The following is a 21,457-nucleotide window of genomic DNA, read 5'->3' on the forward strand; positions in this document are numbered from 1 at the left end:
AACTGTTTTTATACTAGAATTTCCAAATTGCATAAAACTGTAAGTAATTATAATCGTCTTCTAAGTTAAACACATAACGTGCACCAAGACTTGGGCCAATACGCGCAAAACCGGCTGTAGCTTCTACTAAGAAACCTTTTCTGAAATTGGTGAAGGACTCTGTGACATCTTCATTGGTGGTGCTACTGTCAAAAAGAAATAAATCGGCTCCTTGACCTTCAAATTGTTCAGTTAAAACGGACTGTTTTTGTTTCTCGTTTACCGAAACGGTACCAATAATTCCGGCTCCTAAACCGATGTAATTATTTACGTTGTACCGAACTAATACTGGGATTTCCCAATCTATATTATTGTAACTTCTGTTTGTTGTAGTGCGTTCGGTGTATGGGAAACCGATGGCGCCATCATCGACAATTTCTTCTGTAATTTCGGTGTTGCTGTCAAACTTATGAAAACTGTTTAATAACTCAACTTGCCAATACCAACGATAGGATTTGTAGGGAGAAATAGTCGCTCCTAAAAAGTAACTTTCTGAGTTTTTTAAATCTGCAAAGGAGTTGTAACCCGCTTTGACTCCAATAGAAATGCCAGGTAAAAAACGTGTTGTAGAATAATTGGTGATTATGGGTTCGTTTTTATCGAAAATAATAGCGGTTTTGGATTTGGTTTTCTTTTTATGAAAATCATTAGAAAACTTTAGTCGGTATTTTACAAAACCTTTGGTAGAGTCGTATTCTTTTACATTTTTCTGCTCACTTCCTGGGAGATAGATGTTTTTGAAAGTAAAAATCGCTTGTTTAGCGGTGTAAGTAGTGTCGAGACAGCTATAAGCAACATCATACTTTGGACAAATTTTCACTTTAGGATACATATCTAAAACTTCAATACTCGATTTGTCAAACATTTCTGGAATATCAGTTTCTAAACGAATCGTTGTAGCCGGACCTTCACCATTATTTTGGAATCTAATTTTGAATTTAGGCTTTTTAAATCGTACTAATCTATAATTTAGAAACGAGGCATTAGAGGACATTTTATTAGGGTCGTGAGAGGTTACAATTTCCATTTCCATATCTTTTACATGGTGGTTGTCATAACTATTATCTGGTACATAAACTCCTCTAACCGAAATAATAGCCGAGGTGTCTTTTAGCATTTCTTTGGTGGTTTTTAAACTGTAAAATACATGGCGTTCTTCGTTAGGTTCCATGTTGTCAAAACTTAGTTGACTTGAATTCCTAAATGTAAATTTAGCATCGTCTAAAGTCTGAGGTAGATTTCTGCGAACCGTAGTGTCTTGGGGTTTTGCTTTTAGAGATAGCAAATTATCTTCTGCAGAGGCATAATATACATCAGAATCAAATTTTGAAGCATATACAATAGCATCATTTATTTCTTTCTCATTATGATACGGTCTGGTTTCAATAAGGTTGAAGTTGTCTGCTTTGTATTTCGCTTCATTGTAAAACAAAAAGAACTTTCCATTCGTTGTATATGATTTTGTGTTTTTGTAGCTAAACACAATAACGATATCTTCATCTGGCATGGGTTCCCTGTTACGTTGTAGATTTAAGGCACCATCCATTGACGCTTCATCTTCATAATCATCAGCTGCATTATCAACGTTTATTTTTTTAGGGCGTGTTGATGGTGGTTTTCCGGTATCGTAATTATTCGTTGCCCATAATCTAACGGTGTAGTCTCCGTTTTTTTTATAGGTTTTTATCGGTTCTAGTTCTTTACTAAACGTGCCATCTCCAAACTCCCAAAAATTAGTGTAAAAAGCTTTTGGTGCACCTGCAATCTGGTTGAGTTCTGGTGCGTTTGCCTTAAATTCAATTTGGTTGCCAAGATTTTTATGTTCAATACTTGCTGTTCTACGTGTCGTATCTTTTGCAATGTTTTGCTGTGCAAAACTAAAGACTGAAAAGCTAAAGACGAAATAAAATAGAGTTATAGGTTTCATGGAGGTGAATTTATTGTGATTAAATTTAACAATTAATAACTAATGGGGTTCTTATTATCAAGTAAAAAGGATATATGACTATTTGGAGATAGCACAAAAAGTCAGAAAAATTAATTTCTGACTTTTATAAACTAAGTAGGTAAGCGTGATTTATGGTAAATCATTTATCAAAGCTGTTAATGAAGCTTCTGTTCCTACTGTAGTTTCCCCTAAATAAAACGTTATAATTTCATTGGCAACTATAGTTACTGGTTTTATAGCATATCTCCATTCACCATCGGATTCAGAAACGAAAATGACATGACATTCTAAACCAATTGGTATTTGGCCGTAATGCTCACTGAAAAGATTCAGAGTTTCATCATAAGTATCTAATTGTGCTAAGGCTGGCAGTTCACCGTCGTAAGACAAGTAAATTGCGCTGTTTTGATTGTTGTAACCCGCTGGTGGCTGTACTTGAAGTGTTGTTTTCGATCTTGGATCATTGTAGAATTTATCTACATTGGTCCAGCCAAACCCTTCTAAAAGACCGTAATAATTTTCCCCTTCTAAGAATAGGCCTCCATCTCCATTGGTGTTATCTTCAACTTCATCCCAAGCTAAGTTGCCATCAGCATCCATTTCTCCAGTCCAAAGACTCATGTCTGGATTAGCACCTCCTGTTAGGCTTGTAGGAATAACTAATTGTAAACCACAGTTTGTATCTAATATGTTACCATTCTGAGTTGCTTCTATAAAGAATTCTCCTCCTGTAATTATTAAGGCTTTATCACCATTTGGCAACTTTCCCATAGTGGGTTTATTGGTCGTTAACATGCTGCCTTTTTCAAAAATTTCAACATATTCTAAAGTTATGTCTCCAGAAACGGGGTTGCCATTGTCGGTAAGGCAATTTGCATTTAAATTAATTTGAACGCCATTTTCTGAAATTAATGAAATGTAAACATCCTCTGTGTTAAAATTAAATATTTGAGTATGGTTATTTAGTGCAATATCTCTGATGTTTTCAAATTCTAGAGCTGTAGGCGGCTCTTCATTTTGTGATCCGCTATCGGAATCGTCAGTAGGATCGCAGCTAGTGGCAAGTATTGAGGTCATTAGCAATAGGGCAAAAAGGCTGAATAAATTTTTACTTAAAATTCGTTTTGTACTCGTTCTGATGTGAATCTTTTTAATTGTTTTCATAATAGTTGAATTTATGGTTATCTGCATTTATATAAACTGAAAACTATTTTTGTTACCCCTTCTTATGGTTTTTTTTAGTAATAAGCTACTTTAGGACTGAAGTAGCTTATTAATTAGTAGTTTACATCGGATAATTATTTTTTAATTATTTTCTTTTGATAGGTTTTTCCATCAATTATAACTGTAGTGATATAGATGCCAGTAGGCCATTTTTTTACAGAAATAGTCTCCTTTTCTAATGTCGTTTTCTTAGAAAAAACCGCTATGCCTTGTATGTTTTTAATACTCACCACTTTTGTTGCTTCCGAATTAAAGTTGCTAAAATCTAGATTCAATATTTCATTTGCAGGATTAGGAAATGTTGAAAAGGTAACGACTTCTTCGTCTTTAATATCTGAATTATCTTCTCCAAAAGTTAAACGGTACTTGTAGACTTCTGCTACCTCTGAAGGATTGCCAACCACAACGATGTCGCGTTTACAACAAGTCACTTCAAAAAAGATTTCTGTAGAATCCCAAGGTGAACCTACAGCTAATTTAAACTTGTAGATTTTGCCAGGCCTTAAATGATAACCAGGTGGTAAGAAATCAACAATATTAATATTATTAGGAGCTTGAACTAATGGTGTTACCCAGTCTGAATGTAATACTAATGTATTATTCCAGCTTATAGGGTTAAACTCACTTAGTTCTACAAAATAACTGTTTTCACAACTGCTCAGAGATCCATCGACCAACAAATTGTCTACTAAACACAATTCAGTAACATCTAAAGGGCCATATTTAGAAGGGTATTGATTAACTGCATTTGGAAATCTAAATTTTGCGACTGCAGTAGCTCCCATATTTGGCCTACAATCTTGGCAGTTAAATAGCTGATGAAAACTTTGGTAAGTGTGTAGTAATGGATTGGCACCTAGCTTTCTGTCGATTCCAGTAATTACAAATTCGCAATCATATATAGCGATACTTTCTAAATGATTCTTAATTTTATTACTGATAGCAAATTCATGCAATAAACTGTTGCTTGTGTCAAACAGTTGTACTTTATAATCTGGGTAATTAATACTTCCGTAGTTTTTACTAATTAACAATCTGTTATTTATATCTACATCGACAAAACCATTTGAATATTGAAAAATATTACTGCCTCCAGAATGTAAATATTTAACCCTAAAGTCTGTAAATGGGTATGATGTAGATGTATTTACGTTATAAAATACTTCCCAATTAGAGCGCAATGCAATTTGATTGTTGGTTATTTCAAAACGACTACCCGATTCTGAATAGTGAGAATATTGAGAAGACGAATTGATGTTAAAGAATGCACTAAAGTTTGGGCTGTAGGTGAAGCGCTTAATATGTAATTGTGATGACGTTATGCTACCCATAGAGTACCCAACTACAAACTTAGAGTCTTTCATATCCATCTGTATAGAAAATGGGCTAGTGTTAGTAATTGTCGGAACATTACTTATTGGTAAAAACCCTTTATAAACCATGTTTCTAAAAACTTTAACCTTGGCTAAATTACTTTCAACGCATCCAATAAGAACATCTCCGTTAGGAGCCACTTCAATATCTGTAGCATTGGTGTTATTATTTACTTCAATTCTAGACCCAATTAACACACCAGCGGTATTGTACTTTTTTAGATAGGTTCTAAACGTACTACTTCCCGGAGCAGTTCGATCAACGTATATGACGTAAACATTATTGTTATGATCTAAACGTACTCTTGTAAATCCGTGGTAACTAGAGATGAGAGTTTGTGGAGATGTAGAAGCAAATGTGGTACCATCGTAGACTTTTAAATAATTTCCACAATCTTCACCGCTAACCCAATAAGCAGAGGCATAAAATTCTTTGTTTTTGTCAGAAGTTGAATTTACCCAACTACTTATAGATGCACTTATAGAGCTAGTTTGTACTCCTGGTGTTAATTCACCTTGTGCAGACGCAAATGCATAGCAGGACAGTAGTATTAGTATGATGATTTTTTGAATAGAATTTTTCATAATAAAAAATTTAATGATTAGTCAATGGATTCTCTACCCATCTACTAATACATCAAAAGCTTTTGAAATTTGTTACCTCAATATTTCAAAGTTTTCTTTAAATTCGTTGAAAATAAAGGGCTTATGAATGACAAAAAAATACACGAAGACCAAAAATATATTAATGGATTAATGGCAAATAATACCTTTATTATTCAAACCATCTATGATAAATTTGCTCCGAAAGTAATTAATTATGTAAAGCAGAATAGCGGAGATGCTTATGATGCTCAAGATGTTATACAAGAAACAATTATAACTATATATAACCAAGCTAAGCAAAAGAACCTACAATTAACATGTCCGTTTGACGCCTATTTTTTCTTACTCTGTAAACGAAAATGGTTAAATCAAATAAAGAAAAGTGGTAGAAAAGAGGTAACAATTAATGAGGAAGTGTTATCTAAGGATGATGAAGCACAAGTATTGACTTTTGAAACTTCGATTTTTGAAAATAAACAAGTCTTATTTAATGAGATGTTTCAGCAATTAGGGGACGCTTGCAAAGATTTGCTCAAAGCCTCCTTTAAAATTAATTCAATGGAAGAGGTCGCTAAAAGTCTTAATATCACCTATGCTTACGCACGCAAGAAAAAATCGTTATGCATAGGGCAATTGACCAAATTAGTGCAAGCCTCACCAAAATTTAACCAATTGAAATATTAAAATTATGGAAGAACAAGATTATATACAGTTTGAAGCTTATCTCCTTGGTGACCTATCTCATAAGGATCTACTAGCATTTAATAAGCGACTCGATTCAGATCCTCAGTTTAAGAAGTCCTTTGAGGTTTATAAAGATATGTCTGCTTATTTAAAACATGAAATTACTAATGAACAAGTAACGTCAGATTTTAAAGCGAATTTAGATGTCATTTCAAACAAACATTTCAATACAATTAATGAAGACGAAAATACGACCAAGCCTTCAGGCTCATCTAAATTTTATAAATATGCCATAGCAGCATCAGTAGTTGTTCTATTAGGTTTCTTCGTTTTTAATCAGTTTGGAGGTCCCAAGTATGGTGATTATAATAATTTTGATACTATTAGTTTAACGGTTAGAAGTTCCGATGATCCTAATTTTAGCAAAGCAGAACAAAGCTTTAATTCTAAAGATTACAAAGAAGCGATTAAGGCCTTTAATGCCATTTTAGAAAATGATTTTACTAATTTAGAGATTCAGTTATATAAATCTATAGCTTTGGTTGAAACCAATAAGTTAAAAGAAGCTCAGATTTTATTAGGAAAAATAACTAATGGAAATTCAGCCTATCAAAATAAGGCCAAATGGATTTTAGCTTTAAGTTATTTAAAACAAGATAACGAAGCGCAATGTATTAAGATGTTGAAAACAATACCTCAGGATGCAGAAGATTACAACACGGCTCAAGAATTATTGCAGAAATTAGACTAAATAGTAAGCGCTTATAATTACGCTACAATTCTTTAAAATAAATACTAAAACGAAAGTCGTCAAATCCAAGATGACTTTTTTACTTTTGCAAAATGATTATTACAGATACCCATACCCATTTGTACAGTGAGGCTTTTGATGACGACAGAGCGGAAATGATACAGCGCGCCATAGACGCTAACGTAACACGATTTTTCATTCCGGCAATAGATTCTACCTATACAGAATCTATGCTTCAACTCGAAAAAGATTTCCCTGAACATGTCTTTTTAATGATGGGTTTGCATCCTACTTCTGTAAAAGATAATTACAATGAGGAATTGCGTCTTGTTGACGACTTATTAGCAAAACGAAAATTTTGCGCTATTGGAGAAATCGGAATCGATTTATACTGGGATAAAACGACTTTAGATATTCAAATTGAAGCGTTCAGACATCAAATAAATCTCGCCAAGCAATATAAGCTTCCAATAGTTATTCATTGTAGAGAAGCTTTTGATGAAATTTTTGAAGTTCTAGAAAAAGAAAAATCCGACGATTTATACGGGGTTTTCCATTGTTTTACTGGGAATTTAGAACAGGCTCAGAAAGCAATTTCTTATAATATGAAATTAGGAATAGGAGGTGTTGTTACCTTCAAAAACGGGAAAATTGATCAGTTTATCCATCAAATAGATCTTAAGCATATCGTTTTAGAAACTGATTCACCTTATTTAGCGCCTAAACCGTTCCGAGGAAAACGAAATGAAAGTGCTCATATTAATAAGGTGTTAGAAAAATTGTCGGAAATTTATGAAATAAGCGAAGAAGAAATCGCTACCATTACGACTGAAAATTCAAAAGCTATATTCGGAATTTAAATGATAAAACAACCACATATTCTATTAATATATACGGGTGGTACCATTGGTATGATTAAAGATGTTGAAACTGGTGCACTAAAAGCATTCGATTTTAATAGTCTACTTGTTAAGATTCCAGAATTACGATTATTAGATTGCACAATCGATACTGTTTCTTTTGATGACCCGATAGATTCATCTAATATGAATCCTAAATATTGGGGAGATATTGCAACTATTATAGGTGAAAATTATACAAAGTACGACGGTTTTGTGGTTTTACACGGAAGTGATACAATGAGCTACTCAGCGTCTGCACTTAGCTTTATGTTAGAGAACTTGGCAAAACCCGTTATATTTACAGGTTCACAATTACCAATTGGAGATTTACGTACAGACGCAAAGGAAAATCTAATTACATCGATACAAATGGCTTCATTAAACATTGAAGGTATACCTATCATTAGAGAAGTAGGTTTATATTTTGAATATAAATTATATAGAGGTAATAGAACTACAAAATTAAATGCAGAGCACTTTGAAGCCTTTGAGTCTCTTAATTATCCGCATTTAGCAGAATCTGGAGTTCATCTTAATGTTAATTCGGAACATTTATGGAGACCAAAACCAAATGCTGATTTAATTTTACGCACAGCCATGGATACTAATATAGGGGTTCTGAAATTGTTCCCTGGTATTTCTAGGCCAATTTGTGAAGCCATTCTTAGAAGTAAATTAATTAAAGGACTTATTATAGAAACATACGGTTCTGGTAACGCTACAACTGAAGATTGGTTTTTAAAATTATTAGAAAAAGCAATTGCAAGAGGGCTTCATATTGTTAATGTGACGCAATGTGCAGGTGGAAGTGTAAATATGGGCCAATATGAAACGAGTTCACAGCTAAAATTAATAGGCGTTATCTCAGGAAAAGATATAACAACAGAAGCGGCAGTTGCCAAATTAATGTACCTTTTAGGAGAGAATATAGAAGGAAAAGAATTCAAAACTATTTTCGAAACGTCCCTAAGAGGAGAAATGTCCTAAAAATAACAGAAAATAACACTATAAATTTTAGTGTTTGAAGATTTTTTCGTTATTTGGCACAATGTAATTTTAAATAAATTTAGAGAGAGGTGGCCGAGTGGTCGAAGGCGCACGCCTGGAAAGTGTGTATACTCCAAAAGGGTATCGAGGGTTCGAATCCCTTCCTCTCTGCTGATATTTATCGTTAGAATTGCATAATTTTTTTTATCTTTAACACTTTAACTAATAAAATTAAGAATCAGAACAATGAAAAGATTATTTTCTATCCTTGCCATAACATGTTTAATGGCTATCGGAACTGTTAATGCCAATGCAACAACAGCCTTTGCAAGTGCAACAGCAACAGTAACAAGTGTAACTCAAAGTGATGCTGCGGCAGAAGAAGATTTGAGTTTCCATCAAGTATTAAAGAAACGTTTTATCGAAGGTGGTGCAGGCTTTATGGGTATTGTATTACTATGTTTAATTCTAGGACTAGCAATTGCTATAGAGAGAATTATCTTTTTAAACCTTTCAACAACAAACACAAAAAAATTAACCCAAAATGTAGAAGATGCACTGAATTCTGGTGGTATCGAAGCTGCAAAGGAAGTTTGTAGAAATACAAAAGGACCTGTTGCCTCTATATTCTATCAAGGTTTAGACAGAGCCGATGAAGATATAGATGCTGCTGAAAAAGCGGTTGTAGCTTATGGTGGTGTTCAAATGGGACAATTAGAGAAGAATGTATCTTGGATTTCATTATTTATCGCCTTGGCACCAATGCTTGGTTTCATGGGTACGGTAATTGGTATGATATCTGCCTTTGATAAAATTGAGGCTGCAGGTGATATGAATCCTTCATTGGTTGCAGGTGGTATTAAAGTAGCACTTTTAACAACTGTATTTGGACTTATCGTAGCGATTATACTTCAAATTTTTTATAATTATATTATCGCTAAAATCGATAGTATTGTAAATGACATGGAAGATGCATCAATAACTTTGATGGATTTATTAGTAAGACACAAAAAATAAAAATTAATTATGCACAAAATATTCAAAATTATTGCCGCTGTCCTAAGTTTGATTGGTATCGTTTCTCTTGTGAGAATTATTGTTGCCGGTGACGAAGCTATGGAAACAGGTGGTGAAGCAGGTTTGTTTGAGCCAATGGCTTATACTACCTACGTGATATTAGGATTAGTTGTGGTGTTTGTTTTGTTTTTTGTTATTCAAAATCTTATTACAAATACAGCTTCTCTTAAAAGTACTTTAATTGGTGTTGGTGCGTTTGTAGCTGTACTAGCTGTTTCGTATGCATTGTCTAGTGGAGACCTAATGGCATACAAAAGTGGTGATGAAATGGCTACAGAAAGTCAGTCTCACTTAGTTGGCGCTGGTTTAATTGCATTCTATATATTATTAGCGATTGCTGCAATAACTATGGTTTTCTCAGGAGTTAAAAAAGTAATTAGTAAATAAAATAACATGGCAAAAAGAGCAGCACCCGAAGTAAATGCAGGATCAATGGCTGACATTGCCTTCTTATTACTTATATTTTTCTTAGTAACAACTACTATTGAAAAAGATAAAGGATTATTAAGAAGTTTGCCACCTATTGATGACACTGAAGTAGAACCACCAGTTATTAGACAAAAGAATCTATTTACTGTTAACATTAACCGTAATAACCAACTCTTAGTTGAAGAGGAGGAAATTCCGATTAGTCAATTAAGACAAGCAGCAATTGATTTTTTAGATAATGGAGGTGGCACTAACCCAGCAGGCCAACGTTGTGATTATTGTAAAGGAAATCGTTCGGAAGATTCTTCTGATCACCCCGATAAAGCAATTATCTCAATGAAGCATGATAGAGAAACCACTTATGAAAAGTACATGGATGTACAAAATGAATTGGTGGCAGCCTATAACTTTTTAAGAGAGCGTGAGGCATCAAGACTTTACAAGCAGTATTATCCAAATGCTGATAAAGTTTTTACCGCAATGCTTGAAGAGAAAGATAAGAATCAATTTAGTAAGGATGAAGTCCTTAATGATCGTATAGAAACCATTAAGAAACTTTTCCCGATGAAATTGTCAGAAGCAGAACCTGATAAAAAATAAAAAAGTAACAATTATGTCTAAGTTTAGAAAAAAAGATAAAGGTGGATTGCCAGCAATTTCGACGGCATCACTACCAGATATTGTATTTATGTTGCTTTTCTTTTTTATGGTGGCAACTGTGATGAGAGATAGTACGTTGATGATTGAGAATCAATTGCCAAGTGCAGATCAGGTAGAGAAACTACAAAAAGATAGAACTATATTTATCTATGGTGGTAAACCTAGCGATATGTACAAGCAATTTGGTAAAGAGCCTAGGATTCAATTTAATGATGCTTTCATAACAGTTGAAGAAGTACAATCATCCGTTATGCAAGGAATAAATGATTTGACTGAAGAGCTACAAAGTAGAGTTGTAATAGGTCTTAAGGTAGATAAAAATACCAATGCTGGTTTAGTATCAGATATCAAACAAGAATTACGTAAAGCAAATGCATTAAAAGTTATGTATATAGCTAATTCAAAGAATGACGATTTATAATAAATTCTTAATTTTATAAACAAGGCGTCCTGAGAAATAATCTCAGGGCGCTTTTTATTTAATTCGCATTAAAGATTTTGTAGTTTTATCTATATTTAAAGTACAAGCGAACTTATGAGGGTCTATTCATAAAAGCGTTTTAAGAATAATTTATATAAGCTAACAAAATAAACATATCAACCTATGAAAAATCAGATTTCACTTTTATTCATTTTAATAGGTTTTTACGGGTTTTCTCAAAACGATTATACAAGTGTGTCCGAAGTAGATAATAACTACAGAGAGGATCAATTTTATGCGTCAGTAACTTATAATTTACTCAATGAAAAACCCGACGGGGTTTCACAGACCGGATTTTCATCTGGTTTTCATTTCGGCTTTATTAGAGATATGCCAATTAACGAGAGGCGTAATGTGTCAATAGGTTTGGGACTGGGAATTTCAGCAAATTCATATAATCAAAAGAACCTTTTAATTAAAGAGACAAATAAGACAATTTCCTTTACTGAAATCAATGAAAGTGATTATAACGTTTCAAAAAATAAATTTGCAACATATCTTGTTGAAGTTCCTTTAGAGATTAGATGGCGAACATCAACTGCAGAAGATTACAACTTTTGGCGTATTTATACCGGATTTAAAATTGGATATTTAGTGTATAATACCACGACCTTTAAGAGCGACCTAGATAATGAGAGACTTTCGAATATAGATAGTTTTAATAAAATGCAATACGGTCTAACCCTAAGTGCTGGTTATAGTACTTGGAATTTTCATGTATATTATGGATTAAATTCAATTTTTGATAATAACGTAGAATTCGAAGGCGAAAGTATTAATATGAAATCCCTAAAAATAGGATTGATGTTTTACGTTCTATAACCAATAATTTAAAAGGACCAACTGTGGAAGTAATCCTGTAAAAAGGCCTAGTATCAATTCTTTAGAGGTGTGTGCTTTAAGGTGTAAACGGGATGTGCCTATAGCACCTAGAATAATCATCATAAGAGCAATGGTACCATTAATATTTATATGGTAATGCAAGCTTAATCCAACAGCAAACATAAAAAAGCCAGAAGCGGCTATCATATGAATACTTGCTTTTATTTTAACAAGAGCCAAAATAAAACAGGTTAATGTAGAGAATAATATACCCAAAAAGAAATAATATAATTCTATTATTTCATAAGGTGTTAACACACGTATTAGAATCAATACAATTATAATACAATTAATAAATAGTGGTATTAAGCGCTCTTTAGTACTTTTTAAATAAATAGAATTAACCCTGTTAATTGTTTTAAGTAGAAAGAACAAAAGGATGGGTAAAATAATTGTAAGTATAACAATCGAAAATATTTTGGCATTTCTTACAGGCTCTGGTATATAACGAGGAGTTTTAGAAAAGTAAAATAATATACCCAATAATGGCATTATTAGTGGGTGAAAAACAAACGATATACCTTTTAAAATAAATTCTTTCATGAGCAATAACAAATGTAAAGTTTTATCTTCAAAAAAATCGTGCTATAATTTATTAGTAGTATTAAATATTCTATTTTTAAAGAAATCCAATCGCATGATTAAAAGATCCGTCGCTTTAAGTCTCTTCCTTTTATTAAGTATTAATTATGCATTGGCTCAAGGAAATTTCGGTATTATTTTTCCTAAGTCCGATTCCGAAAGAACTCAATCGTGTCGAAGCTGTCTTTCTGCATTTCAGCAAAAACCAAAAGAAGTAAATTTCAGCATAAAAAATGACAATGGTAGCTTGTATTTTCATATTAATGATGAGACTTGGTTTAATCGTTTATTTGCTAATAGAGATGATGGTATTGCTATTGATGTGGTTTCTAAAGATATTTATGATTGCGAAATAGAAACTATAAACACTGATCAGATAAGAGGTGAATTATTAAGACCAGTATATGCTTCTCGGCTCAAAAGCGGTTTAAAAGCTATTGGTGAAAACTCCTATCGTGTGTTAGTAGGTAAATTACCTGAGCATCTTAAAAATAATGAGCTAGAATATAATATACTTTTCTTGGGTAATAAAACACTATGTCGCTATCAAATCATTTATGACATAGAAGCCTATAGGTGGGATTTGTTAGATATGGGAATATATTTAGATTCTATAAGTTTTAAAAATGAAAAAGTTGCAGAAATTGAAGACGAGACCTTTCAGTTAAAGTATAAAACACTTCGATTTAAAATACCATTTGAGAAGAATAAAACACAATATTCATCAGAGGATATAAAACCGGTTTACGATTCTCTAAAGTTAACAAATTTTAATATAAAGACGATAAATATAAAAGCGTATTCATCTATTGAGGGGAGTCTAGAACGCAACATAGAGTTGCAACAAGAAAGAGCTAATAGTATAGCCAAAGCAATACAGTCATATCAACAACCCAATATTAAAACCACTATTACTTCTTCAGAGAATTGGGTTGAGTTTTTAAATGACATTGAAGGTACAAAACATGAAAATTTAAAAGCCTTAAGTAAAAGTGAGTTAAAATCTAAGCTTGTAGGTTCTTTTTCTCAAGAGATGGAACCTTACTTAAAAAATCATAGAAAAGCAGTTATTACATTAGAATTAGAACGAAAAGACATCTATAAAGTAAAATCTGAAACAGAACTCGTAGACCTCTTTAATTCGTCTATAAAGGATAATAATTTAGATGAAGCAGCGCAAATACAGAATTCAATTTTTGAAAAACTAAAGCATAATGAGATATCACCAGATATTTTGACACGTTTAAAAATCCCTTCACAGTTAAAGTATATTAATTTTCTAAATAATAGAAGTGCTATTAAATACCAATTAGATCAAAGAGAAATTATCAACGTAAGGAATGAACTTGAAACTCTTAAAAAATTAGAGACTAAAAATCCACGAGTTCGTTACAATTTAGTCGCCTTAAAATTTTTAATCTGGCGTCATAATATTGAGCCTGTAAATGATAATTCGTTTAAATCAGAAATTTACGCTCTAAAAAGTTTTGGTATTGACCAGCAGCTTATCGATAGAATGATGATAAATTATCACATTATTAAGAGTGAAAAGTACATGCGTGAACGTGATTACAAAAACAAAGATAAGTCGGTAAATTACATCGTAAATGCTTATAGGAAAGTATCCCTTTCAGATTTTGATTATTTTAGTTTAGCACAGTATTTAGTGTATTATGCAAATACAGATAAAGCGGCTGAATTATTAACAGAAAAGGCACGTTCAATAGATGTTGATGAGGATTTACTGTTTTACTATTTAAACCTAACACTTACAAATAACGAGCTCACTAAGACAGGTGATTATAGAGCAATTATGCTAAATGCCATAAACCTTAATAACAACAGATATTGCAATATATTTAATGCTGTTGAAGATGGGGGAGTAACGTTTCAGCTATTGGCAAACAATTATTTGCGCCAAAGTTATTGTGAGAGCTGTACTAATTAAAAGCTTAGAGTTCTTTTCGTAAGCGAGCCACGGGGATATCTAATTGCTCTCTATATTTCGCTACAGTACGTCTTGCGATAGGATAACCTTTTTCTTTTAAAATTTTAGAAAGGGCTTCATCGGTTAAAGGTTTCTTTTTGCTTTCTTCTTCTATAACAGTCTCTAGGATCTTTTTAATTTCTCGAGTTGAAACTTCTTCGCCTTGATCATTAGTCATAGATTCTGAAAAGAATTCCTTAATTAATTTTGTACCATAGGGAGTGTCTACATATTTACTATTGGCAACACGGGATATGGTCGAAACATCCATTTCAATTTCGTCCGCAATATCTTTTAATATCATAGGACGCAAATTGCGCTCATCACCAGATAAGAAGTATTCTTTTTGGTAATGCATAATGGAACTCATAGTAACAAATAAAGTTTGCTGACGCTGTCTTACCGCTTCTATAAACCATTTAGCAGCATCTAGTTTTTGCTTAATAAACATTACCGCATCCTTTTGAGATTTAGACTTTTCTTTAGTCTCCTTATAACCTTTAAGCATGTTATTATATTCGCGCGAAACATGTAATTCTGGTGCATTTCTACCATTTAAGGTCAATTCTAATTCGCCATCAACAATCTTTATGGCAAAATCGGGTACAATATGTTCTACAATCTTATTATTACCAGCATAAGATCCGCCTGGCTTAGGGTTTAGTCTTTCAACTTCTTCAATAGCATCTTTGAGTTGTTCCTCATCAATGTTAAATTTTTGCATTAATTTTTTATAATGCTTTTTTGTAAATTGTTCAAAGCCTTTATCTATAATAGTGGTTGCCAATTCGACATCTGGATGCTGTTCTTTTCTATGTAATTGAATGCTTAAACACTCTTGGAGATTACGAGCTCCAACACCTGCAGGGTCTAGTTGATGCACAATATTCAGGACCTTTTCAACTTCGTCTTCTGTCGTATACACATTTTGTGTAAACGCTAAATCATCTGTAATATCAGCTAATGAGCGCCGTATATAACCACTTTCATCAACACTACCAACAAGGAAGTATGCAATTTCTTCTTCTTGTTCGGTTAGTCTAAAGGTGTTTAACTGGTTGATTAAATGTTGTGTAAATGAAGTGCCAGCAGCATAAGGCATCGTTTTGTCTTCATCATCAGCACTATAATTATTAGCTTGTGTACGGTATTCAGGAATTTCATCGTCACTTAAATATTCGTCTATATTTATATCATCAGCTTCAATCGTTTCATTGTCATCAAAATTATCTTCTGAATTATCAAATTCATCTAAATTGTCGTCAGACGTTTCGGATTCTTTCCCGGTGTCTAAGGCAGGGTTTTCTTCTAACTCTTGTTTTAATCGTTGCTCAAAGGCTTGAGTAGGCAACTGAATCAACTTCATAAGTTGAATCTGCTGTGGAGATAACTTTTGAGAGAGTTTAAACTGTAAAAACTGCTTTAAAGACATAAATTCTAAGTGGTTAGATAAATAATAAAAAAACCTATTAGATTTTTTAAAACCTAACAGGTTTAAATATAGTGATTAAAACTCTGCATTTTGAGGTGTTCTAGGATAAGGAATGACATCTCTAATATTTCCCATACCTGTAGCGAACATAACTAAGCGCTCAAAACCAAGTCCAAAACCAGAGTGAACAGCAGTTCCGTATTTACGTAAATCTAAATACCACCATAGTTCTTCTTCAGAAATATCTAAAGCTTTCATCTTTTCTTTTAAAACGTCTAAACGTTCTTCTCGTTGAGATCCTCCGACCATTTCACCAATGCCTGGAAATAAAATATCCATGGCTCTTACTGTTTTTCCATCTTCATTTAAACGCATATAAAATGCTTTAATGTTGGCAGGATAATCAAATAATATTACAGGACATTTAAAGTGCTTTTCTACTAAAAAACGTTCGTGTTCAGATTGTAGATCTGCTCCCCATTCTTCAATAATGTAATTGAATTTTTTCTTTTTGTTGGGTTTCGAGTTTTTTAGAATATCGATAGCTTCAGTATAACTAACACGTTTAAAGTTATTGTCTACAACAAACTTAATTTTTTCAATTAAGCTCATATCACTACGTTCAGCTTGTGGTTTTACTTTTTCTTCATCAAGTAAACGCTTATCTAAAAACTCTAAATCTTCTTTATTGTTTTCAAGGACATAGTTTAAAACAGATTTCATAAAATCTTCAGCTAAATCCATGTTTCCTGCTAAATCCATAAAAGCAACTTCTGGCTCAATCATCCAGAATTCTGCTAAGTGACGCGTTGTATTAGAGTTTTCTGCTCTAAATGTTGGTCCAAACGTGTAAACTTTACCTAAAGACATCGCATAAGTTTCAGCTTCAAGCTGGCCAGAAACCGTTAAATTTGTTTCTTTTCCGAAGAAATCTTCTTTATAATTTACAGAACCATCGTCATTTAACGGTGGTGTTTTTGAATCTAAGTTGGTGACTTTAAACATTTCACCTGCACCTTCAGCATCACTTCCCGTAATAATTGGTGTGTGCATATAGTTAAAGCCATTTTCGTTAAAGTACTTATGAACAGCAAATGATAACGAAGAACGTAAACGCATTACAGCACTAAATGTATTTGTTCTTGTGCGTAAATGAGCGTTTTCTCTTAAAAATTCAAACGAGTGCTTTTTAGGTTGAATAGGGTAGGTCTCTGGGTCAGAATCACCTAGAATCTCTAACGTTTTTACAACGATCTCAACCGATTGACCTTTACCTTGACTTTCTATTAATTCTCCTGTGATATGAATCGCAGCTCCGGTAGTGACACGCTTTAAAAGGGCTTCGTCAAAATTTTCAAAATCAACAACACATTGAATATTATTTATAGTAGAACCGTCATTTAAAGCTATAAATCGATTGGCTCTAAACGTTCTTACCCACCCTTTGATGGTAACATCTTGTAAGGTGACATCTTGTGATAATAATTGTGCTACAGTTTTTGAAGTCATTTTTTTATTAATTTTTTAATGCTAAAATATAGTGATATGCTTAATGTAATTTCTTGTCTTCGTTATCATCTTCCGAAGCAATAATATTGATGGAAGGTTTTCTTAGGACTTCTTTATTGGCAATATTACGTTCTAAAGATAGTAATAACGATGGTAATAAGAGCAAGTTAGATAGCATGGCAAAGAGTAACGTTATAGAAACTAAAGCTCCTAAAGCTACGGTGCCACCAAAGCTAGAAATTGTAAATACAGAGAATCCAAAGAATAATACAATCGAAGTATAAATCATACTAACTCCTGTTTCTCTTAATGCCGCGTATACTGATTTTTTAATTTTCCAATTATTAGCTTGTAATTCTTGTCTGTATTTAGCTAAAAAGTGAATGGTATCATCTACGGAAATACCAAAAGCAATACTAAATACTAAAATAGTCGAAGGTTTTATAGGGACGCCAATGTAACCCATGATCCCTGCGGTCACTAAAAGTGGCAGGAGATTAGGAATTAAGGATACAATTATCATTTTAAAAGAACGGAACAAATAGGCCATAAATAACGCAATAAGTACAATGGCAAGTGTTAATGAAATGGCTAAGTTTTTAACCAAGTATTTGGTTCCTTTTTGGAACACCAAAGCTTTACCAGTAATAATTACATTATAACGTTCTTTAGGAAACAGCTTGTCTATTTCTGCTTGAAGATCTTCTTGAATGCGTTCCATTTTATCGGTGCCAATATCTTTCATAAATGTAGTAATACGAGCATATTGACCTGTGCTATCTACAAAATTACTAAGCATATCAACATTAGAGGTTGAGTTTTTAGCGTAAGATAGGATGAAACTATTTTCCTGACTTGTTGGTAATTGGTAATATTTAGGATTACCATTGTAATAGGCTTGTTTACTATACTTTACTAAACTTACCACTGAAATAGGTCGAGATAATTCTGGAATATCAGCAATTAATTCTTCAAGCTCATCCATACGTTTTAAAGTTGCTAATTTCATAACACCTTTTTTACGCTTGGTATCTATCATTATTTCCAACGGCATTATACCATTAAATTCAGATTCAAAGAATCGAATATCTTTAAAGAACTCTGTATTTTGAGGCATATCTTCAATGAGACTCCCAGAAATCTTAATTTGGTGAATACCTATAATACTGACGACAATTAAAACAAGGGTTGTAATGTATATTGTAATCTTCTTATTCTTTACCATGGACTCCATCCAATTCACAAAGGCACCAATCCAACGCTTATTTAAGTGTTCTAAATGGCGTTCTTTAGGATAAGGCAAGAATGTGTACATTATAGGAATAATGAGCAGACACAGGGTGAAAATTGCAAGAATACTCAACGACGCCACAATACCAAATTCTTTGAGTAAAGTACTTTCTGTAAGTATGAATGTAGCGAAACCAGAAGCCGTTGTGACATTAGTCATTAATGTAGCGTTACCAACTTTAGTAATTACACGCTGTAAAGATTTGACCTTGTTTCCATGAGATTTTACTTCATGTTGAAATTTATTGATTAAGAAAATACAATTAGGGATTCCGATAACGATGATTAAAGGAGGAATTAAAGCCGTTAGTACTGTAATTTCATAACCTAGTATACCTAAGATTCCAAAGGTCCACATCACCCCAATGCAAACTACAATTAATGAAATAAAAGTCGCTCTAAAGGATCTAAAGAACAGAAAGAAAATTAATGAGGTTACAAATAGTGCTCCTCCAATAAAAATTGGAATTTCATCTATAATGCTCTGTGAACTTAAAGTTCGTATATATGGCATTCCAGAAACCCTAACGTCTAGTCCGGTTTTAGCTTCAAAGGCATCGACCTTTTCTTGAAGATTATTTAAAATAAATGCTTTCCTAGCAGGAGTATTAATAATGTCCTTCTTTAAGTAGAGTGCCGTTCTAATGGTTTTGGTCTCTGCATTAAATAGAAAGTTATCGTAAAAAGGATATTGTTTAAAGAGTTCATCTTGAAGTTGGTTAACCTCTTCGATACTACTTATAGAATCCTTTATAAAAGGCTCTAGTTCAAACTGTACTTTTTCAGTGTTTTTAACCAGTTTCTTAAGGTCTTTTATAGATAGAACAGCGTCTACTTCATCATAACCTTTAAAAGAATCGGCAAGTGAATTCCAGGCATTAAGCTGGCTCACAGAAAATAATGTAGAATCTTTAACTCCGAGTACAACAAGGTTGCCTTCTTCTCCAAAAATTTCTAAAAATTCGTTGTAAACAAGATTGACTTCGTGATCATCAGGTAATAAATTTGCTTCTGTAGATGAAAAACGCATGTGTTTCCATTGAGAGCTAAAAAATATAGTTGCTAAGATAATAGCAATAAGTATAAAGATTTTATTACGAAGAATAAGTCTTGCAATAGCTTCCCAAAATCCTGTGGTAAAAAGTTTAAACATGCTTTAGTAAAACTGCCTTAGAGCAAGCTCATAAGATATTGATTGAAATAAACATTATTGTTTTGATGAAATCATCACTACACATAAATCTCGTCTAGCGAGAGAAATGAGCGGCAAAGGTAGAAAAAACCTAAGGATTTGTAGGTTAATTAACAGTAATATAATTTATACTAAAGTGAAATATTAAAGGTAAACTTAAAGGCAATGTTATCTTCAAAATTAGGCAAGTGGTAACCTCCATATCTGTAGGCAAAGCTGAGTCCAAAACCAAAGACTAATTTATTGATTTCAAAACCAGATTCTGAGTAGAGTTTGTCAAGTGTGTTGAATTGCAAGCCTTGGTGTCTGTTCGTATTACTCATATTTCCGACAGCATAGCGAGATATTAAAACCAATTGTGGCTTAAAACGATCGGAAATTTTAAAAGGACTAAAAGCGTGCTTTAGTTGTAATGTTGAAAATCTATCGCTAAAAAATTCATTGAAATACATAGTTTCAAAACTATTTAAACCTGCAACAGAGAAACGCTGTAATATAGTTTCTTTTGTAATATTATTTGGATAGGCATGATACAAATGTGTTATTGGAATATCTCCTTGCGCAATACCTGCCACAAGAGTGATACTTGTAAGGGCATCATTCTTATGTTGAAATTGATGTACGGTTCTAAAATCGAGTTTAGAAAATTTTAAATCACTGCCCAAAATAGATTCGAAGGCTTTTGTATATTGAAGTGTGAACTTTGGAAAACCATCTTTAGTCTCCTCTAATTTATCATTTGCAATAGTATAGGTGCTAAATGGACTCCATTGCAAGCTAGCCTTCACCGTACTTAAATCATAAGTAGAATAGACATTGTCATTTATTAGAAAATTGTAAAAATAAGTGGGCTCTATTTTAGAAGTCGCTAATTGCGTTTCTGAAAGTAAATGATTAGAAATTTTATGCTGTATTGAAACTGATTTTGTAATGTGTTTATGAAAGAGATCAATGTTTAATAATCGGGGTTCAAAAAAGGTAAAGAAACGCTTATCAGTTAAAAATTTTGAACTTCCGGTTTCTTGTAAATCATTGATATAGGCAACGTGTATCCATGTGTCTGTGTCCTCATTAATTCTAAATCCACCGCCAACTTTGTATTTCAGTTCTTTGTCCTTAAAACCATAGACCATATAGCCATCAATGCGGTAACGCTCAGAAAAGCGATCGTTAGTAACTCCGCCTAATCCGCTTCTTAAACCTTCGTACTGATTAAATTTAACAAGGTATTTTAAATCTAAATTGAAATAATTGAAAGGAAGAAATCCGTTGCCAATATGTTGTAAGAATTCAGTTTTTTTTATGGAGTCTTGTACCGTTTTTGCAACGTCTTCTTTGGTTGTAATTGGCTGCTGCGCATAACAAAAAGATGCAAGCGTTAAAAGTAAAACGACAAACAGGTGCTTTCGCATTGAGTATGTT

General features: G+C 32.9%; 18 protein-coding genes and 1 tRNA gene. 11 read left to right on the forward strand and 8 right to left on the reverse strand.

The genetic code is table 11. The annotated features are described in order from the left end of the window. Positions 1–13: 13 nt before the first annotated feature. The 3 genes from HM986_RS06755 to HM986_RS06765 form a co-directional block, all read right to left on the reverse strand. The gene (locus HM986_RS06755) at positions 14–1,966 is read right to left on the reverse strand and encodes a PKD domain-containing protein (RefSeq protein WP_179334272.1); all 1,953 of its coding nucleotides are present in this window, start codon (positions 1,964–1,966) and stop codon (positions 14–16) included. Between the two features lie 150 nt (positions 1,967–2,116). Beyond that, on the reverse strand, positions 2,117–3,151 hold the full coding sequence (locus tag HM986_RS06760; RefSeq protein WP_179334273.1) for a hypothetical protein: 1,035 nt from the start codon (positions 3,149–3,151) through the stop codon (positions 2,117–2,119). A 134-nt stretch (positions 3,152–3,285) separates the two neighbouring features. Beyond that, positions 3,286–5,169, reverse strand: a complete 1,884-nt coding sequence (locus tag HM986_RS06765; RefSeq protein ID WP_179334274.1) for a T9SS type A sorting domain-containing protein — start codon at positions 5,167–5,169, stop codon at positions 3,286–3,288. Between the two features lie 123 nt (positions 5,170–5,292). On the opposite strand from HM986_RS06765, the gene HM986_RS06770 reads away from it, so the two are divergent. The 10 genes from HM986_RS06770 to HM986_RS06815 all read left to right on the forward strand — a co-directional run bounded on the left by HM986_RS06770 (position 5,293) and on the right by HM986_RS06815 (position 11,983). Beyond that, positions 5,293–5,874, forward strand: a complete 582-nt coding sequence (locus HM986_RS06770) for an RNA polymerase sigma factor (RefSeq protein ID WP_179334275.1) — start codon at positions 5,293–5,295, stop codon at positions 5,872–5,874. Between the two features lie 4 nt (positions 5,875–5,878). Beyond that, a complete protein-coding gene (locus tag HM986_RS06775; protein WP_179334276.1) occupies positions 5,879–6,625 on the forward strand; it encodes a tetratricopeptide repeat protein in 747 nt (248 codons plus the stop codon). 92 nt (positions 6,626–6,717) lie between these two features. Next, entirely contained in the window at positions 6,718–7,485 is a 768-nt protein-coding gene (locus HM986_RS06780; RefSeq protein ID WP_179334277.1) for a TatD family hydrolase, read from the forward strand. Further along, positions 7,486–8,514, forward strand: a complete 1,029-nt coding sequence (locus HM986_RS06785) for an asparaginase (protein ID WP_179334278.1) — start codon at positions 7,486–7,488, stop codon at positions 8,512–8,514. It begins immediately after the preceding gene. 83 nt (positions 8,515–8,597) lie between these two features. Further along, positions 8,598–8,685: transfer RNA gene (locus HM986_RS06790), tRNA-Ser, on the forward strand. Positions 8,686–8,760: 75 nt separating this feature from the next. Beyond that, complete coding sequence (locus HM986_RS06795) at positions 8,761–9,531, forward strand: MotA/TolQ/ExbB proton channel family protein (RefSeq protein ID WP_179334279.1); 771 nt, start codon at positions 8,761–8,763, stop codon at positions 9,529–9,531. Between the two features lie 9 nt (positions 9,532–9,540). Then, positions 9,541–9,978 (forward strand): hypothetical protein, encoded by a 438-nt coding sequence (locus HM986_RS06800; protein WP_179334280.1) that lies wholly within the window; start codon positions 9,541–9,543, stop codon positions 9,976–9,978. A gap of 6 nt (positions 9,979–9,984) precedes the next feature. Further along, a complete protein-coding gene (locus HM986_RS06805) occupies positions 9,985–10,620 on the forward strand; it encodes an ExbD/TolR family protein (protein ID WP_179334281.1) in 636 nt (211 codons plus the stop codon). Positions 10,621–10,633: 13 nt separating this feature from the next. Next, positions 10,634–11,101: an ExbD/TolR family protein gene (locus tag HM986_RS06810; RefSeq protein WP_179334282.1), complete on the forward strand. Its 468-nt coding sequence runs from the start codon at positions 10,634–10,636 to the stop codon at positions 11,099–11,101. Between the two features lie 183 nt (positions 11,102–11,284). Next, positions 11,285–11,983: a porin family protein gene (locus HM986_RS06815; RefSeq protein ID WP_179334283.1), complete on the forward strand. Its 699-nt coding sequence runs from the start codon at positions 11,285–11,287 to the stop codon at positions 11,981–11,983. Here HM986_RS06815 and HM986_RS06820 read toward each other — a convergent pair. Continuing rightward, the gene (locus tag HM986_RS06820; protein WP_179334284.1) at positions 11,978–12,586 is read right to left on the reverse strand and encodes a hypothetical protein; all 609 of its coding nucleotides are present in this window, start codon (positions 12,584–12,586) and stop codon (positions 11,978–11,980) included. The genes HM986_RS06815 and HM986_RS06820 overlap by 6 nt on opposite strands. A 94-nt stretch (positions 12,587–12,680) precedes the next feature. On the opposite strand from HM986_RS06820, the gene HM986_RS06825 reads away from it, so the two are divergent. Beyond that, positions 12,681–14,573, forward strand: a complete 1,893-nt coding sequence (locus HM986_RS06825; protein WP_179334285.1) for a hypothetical protein — start codon at positions 12,681–12,683, stop codon at positions 14,571–14,573. A 4-nt stretch (positions 14,574–14,577) separates the two neighbouring features. Here the strand turns inward: HM986_RS06825 and rpoN are convergent, their stop codons facing one another. From rpoN to HM986_RS06845, 4 genes are all read right to left on the reverse strand, one after another. Further along, on the reverse strand, positions 14,578–16,044 hold the full coding sequence (gene rpoN, locus HM986_RS06830) for an RNA polymerase factor sigma-54 (RefSeq protein WP_179334286.1): 1,467 nt from the start codon (positions 16,042–16,044) through the stop codon (positions 14,578–14,580). 75 nt (positions 16,045–16,119) lie between these two features. Beyond that, on the reverse strand, positions 16,120–17,553 hold the full coding sequence (gene asnS / locus HM986_RS06835; protein WP_179334287.1) for an asparagine--tRNA ligase: 1,434 nt from the start codon (positions 17,551–17,553) through the stop codon (positions 16,120–16,122). A gap of 40 nt (positions 17,554–17,593) precedes the next feature. Next, on the reverse strand, positions 17,594–19,996 hold the full coding sequence (locus tag HM986_RS06840; protein WP_179334288.1) for an efflux RND transporter permease subunit: 2,403 nt from the start codon (positions 19,994–19,996) through the stop codon (positions 17,594–17,596). Between the two features lie 170 nt (positions 19,997–20,166). Then, positions 20,167–21,447 (reverse strand): DUF5686 family protein, encoded by a 1,281-nt coding sequence (locus HM986_RS06845; RefSeq protein WP_179334289.1) that lies wholly within the window; start codon positions 21,445–21,447, stop codon positions 20,167–20,169. Between the last annotated feature and the right edge of the window lie 10 nt (positions 21,448–21,457).

This window comes from Winogradskyella costae, from assembly GCF_013403865.1.
Lineage (GTDB): Bacteria > Bacteroidota > Bacteroidia > Flavobacteriales > Flavobacteriaceae > Winogradskyella > Winogradskyella costae.

Excerpts from the sequence above, each read along its gene's own strand:
- HM986_RS06755 (WP_179334272.1), bottom strand. The coding sequence starts at position 1,966 with ATGAAACCTATAACTCTATTTTATTTCGTCTTTAGCTTTTCAGTCTTT.
- HM986_RS06760 (WP_179334273.1), bottom strand. The coding sequence starts at position 3,151 with ATGAAAACAATTAAAAAGATTCACATCAGAACGAGTACAAAACGAATT.
- HM986_RS06765 (WP_179334274.1), bottom strand. The coding sequence starts at position 5,169 with ATGAAAAATTCTATTCAAAAAATCATCATACTAATACTACTGTCCTGC.
- HM986_RS06770 (WP_179334275.1), top strand. The coding sequence starts at position 5,293 with ATGAATGACAAAAAAATACACGAAGACCAAAAATATATTAATGGATTA.
- HM986_RS06775 (WP_179334276.1), top strand. The coding sequence starts at position 5,879 with ATGGAAGAACAAGATTATATACAGTTTGAAGCTTATCTCCTTGGTGAC.
- HM986_RS06780 (WP_179334277.1), top strand. The coding sequence starts at position 6,718 with ATGATTATTACAGATACCCATACCCATTTGTACAGTGAGGCTTTTGAT.
- HM986_RS06785 (WP_179334278.1), top strand. The coding sequence starts at position 7,486 with ATGATAAAACAACCACATATTCTATTAATATATACGGGTGGTACCATT.
- HM986_RS06795 (WP_179334279.1), top strand. The coding sequence starts at position 8,761 with ATGAAAAGATTATTTTCTATCCTTGCCATAACATGTTTAATGGCTATC.
- HM986_RS06800 (WP_179334280.1), top strand. The coding sequence starts at position 9,541 with ATGCACAAAATATTCAAAATTATTGCCGCTGTCCTAAGTTTGATTGGT.
- HM986_RS06805 (WP_179334281.1), top strand. The coding sequence starts at position 9,985 with ATGGCAAAAAGAGCAGCACCCGAAGTAAATGCAGGATCAATGGCTGAC.
- HM986_RS06810 (WP_179334282.1), top strand. The coding sequence starts at position 10,634 with ATGTCTAAGTTTAGAAAAAAAGATAAAGGTGGATTGCCAGCAATTTCG.
- HM986_RS06815 (WP_179334283.1), top strand. The coding sequence starts at position 11,285 with ATGAAAAATCAGATTTCACTTTTATTCATTTTAATAGGTTTTTACGGG.
- HM986_RS06820 (WP_179334284.1), bottom strand. The coding sequence starts at position 12,586 with ATGAAAGAATTTATTTTAAAAGGTATATCGTTTGTTTTTCACCCACTA.
- HM986_RS06825 (WP_179334285.1), top strand. The coding sequence starts at position 12,681 with ATGATTAAAAGATCCGTCGCTTTAAGTCTCTTCCTTTTATTAAGTATT.
- rpoN (WP_179334286.1), bottom strand. The coding sequence starts at position 16,044 with ATGTCTTTAAAGCAGTTTTTACAGTTTAAACTCTCTCAAAAGTTATCT.
- asnS (WP_179334287.1), bottom strand. The coding sequence starts at position 17,553 with ATGACTTCAAAAACTGTAGCACAATTATTATCACAAGATGTCACCTTA.
- HM986_RS06840 (WP_179334288.1), bottom strand. The coding sequence starts at position 19,996 with ATGTTTAAACTTTTTACCACAGGATTTTGGGAAGCTATTGCAAGACTT.
- HM986_RS06845 (WP_179334289.1), bottom strand. The coding sequence starts at position 21,447 with ATGCGAAAGCACCTGTTTGTCGTTTTACTTTTAACGCTTGCATCTTTT.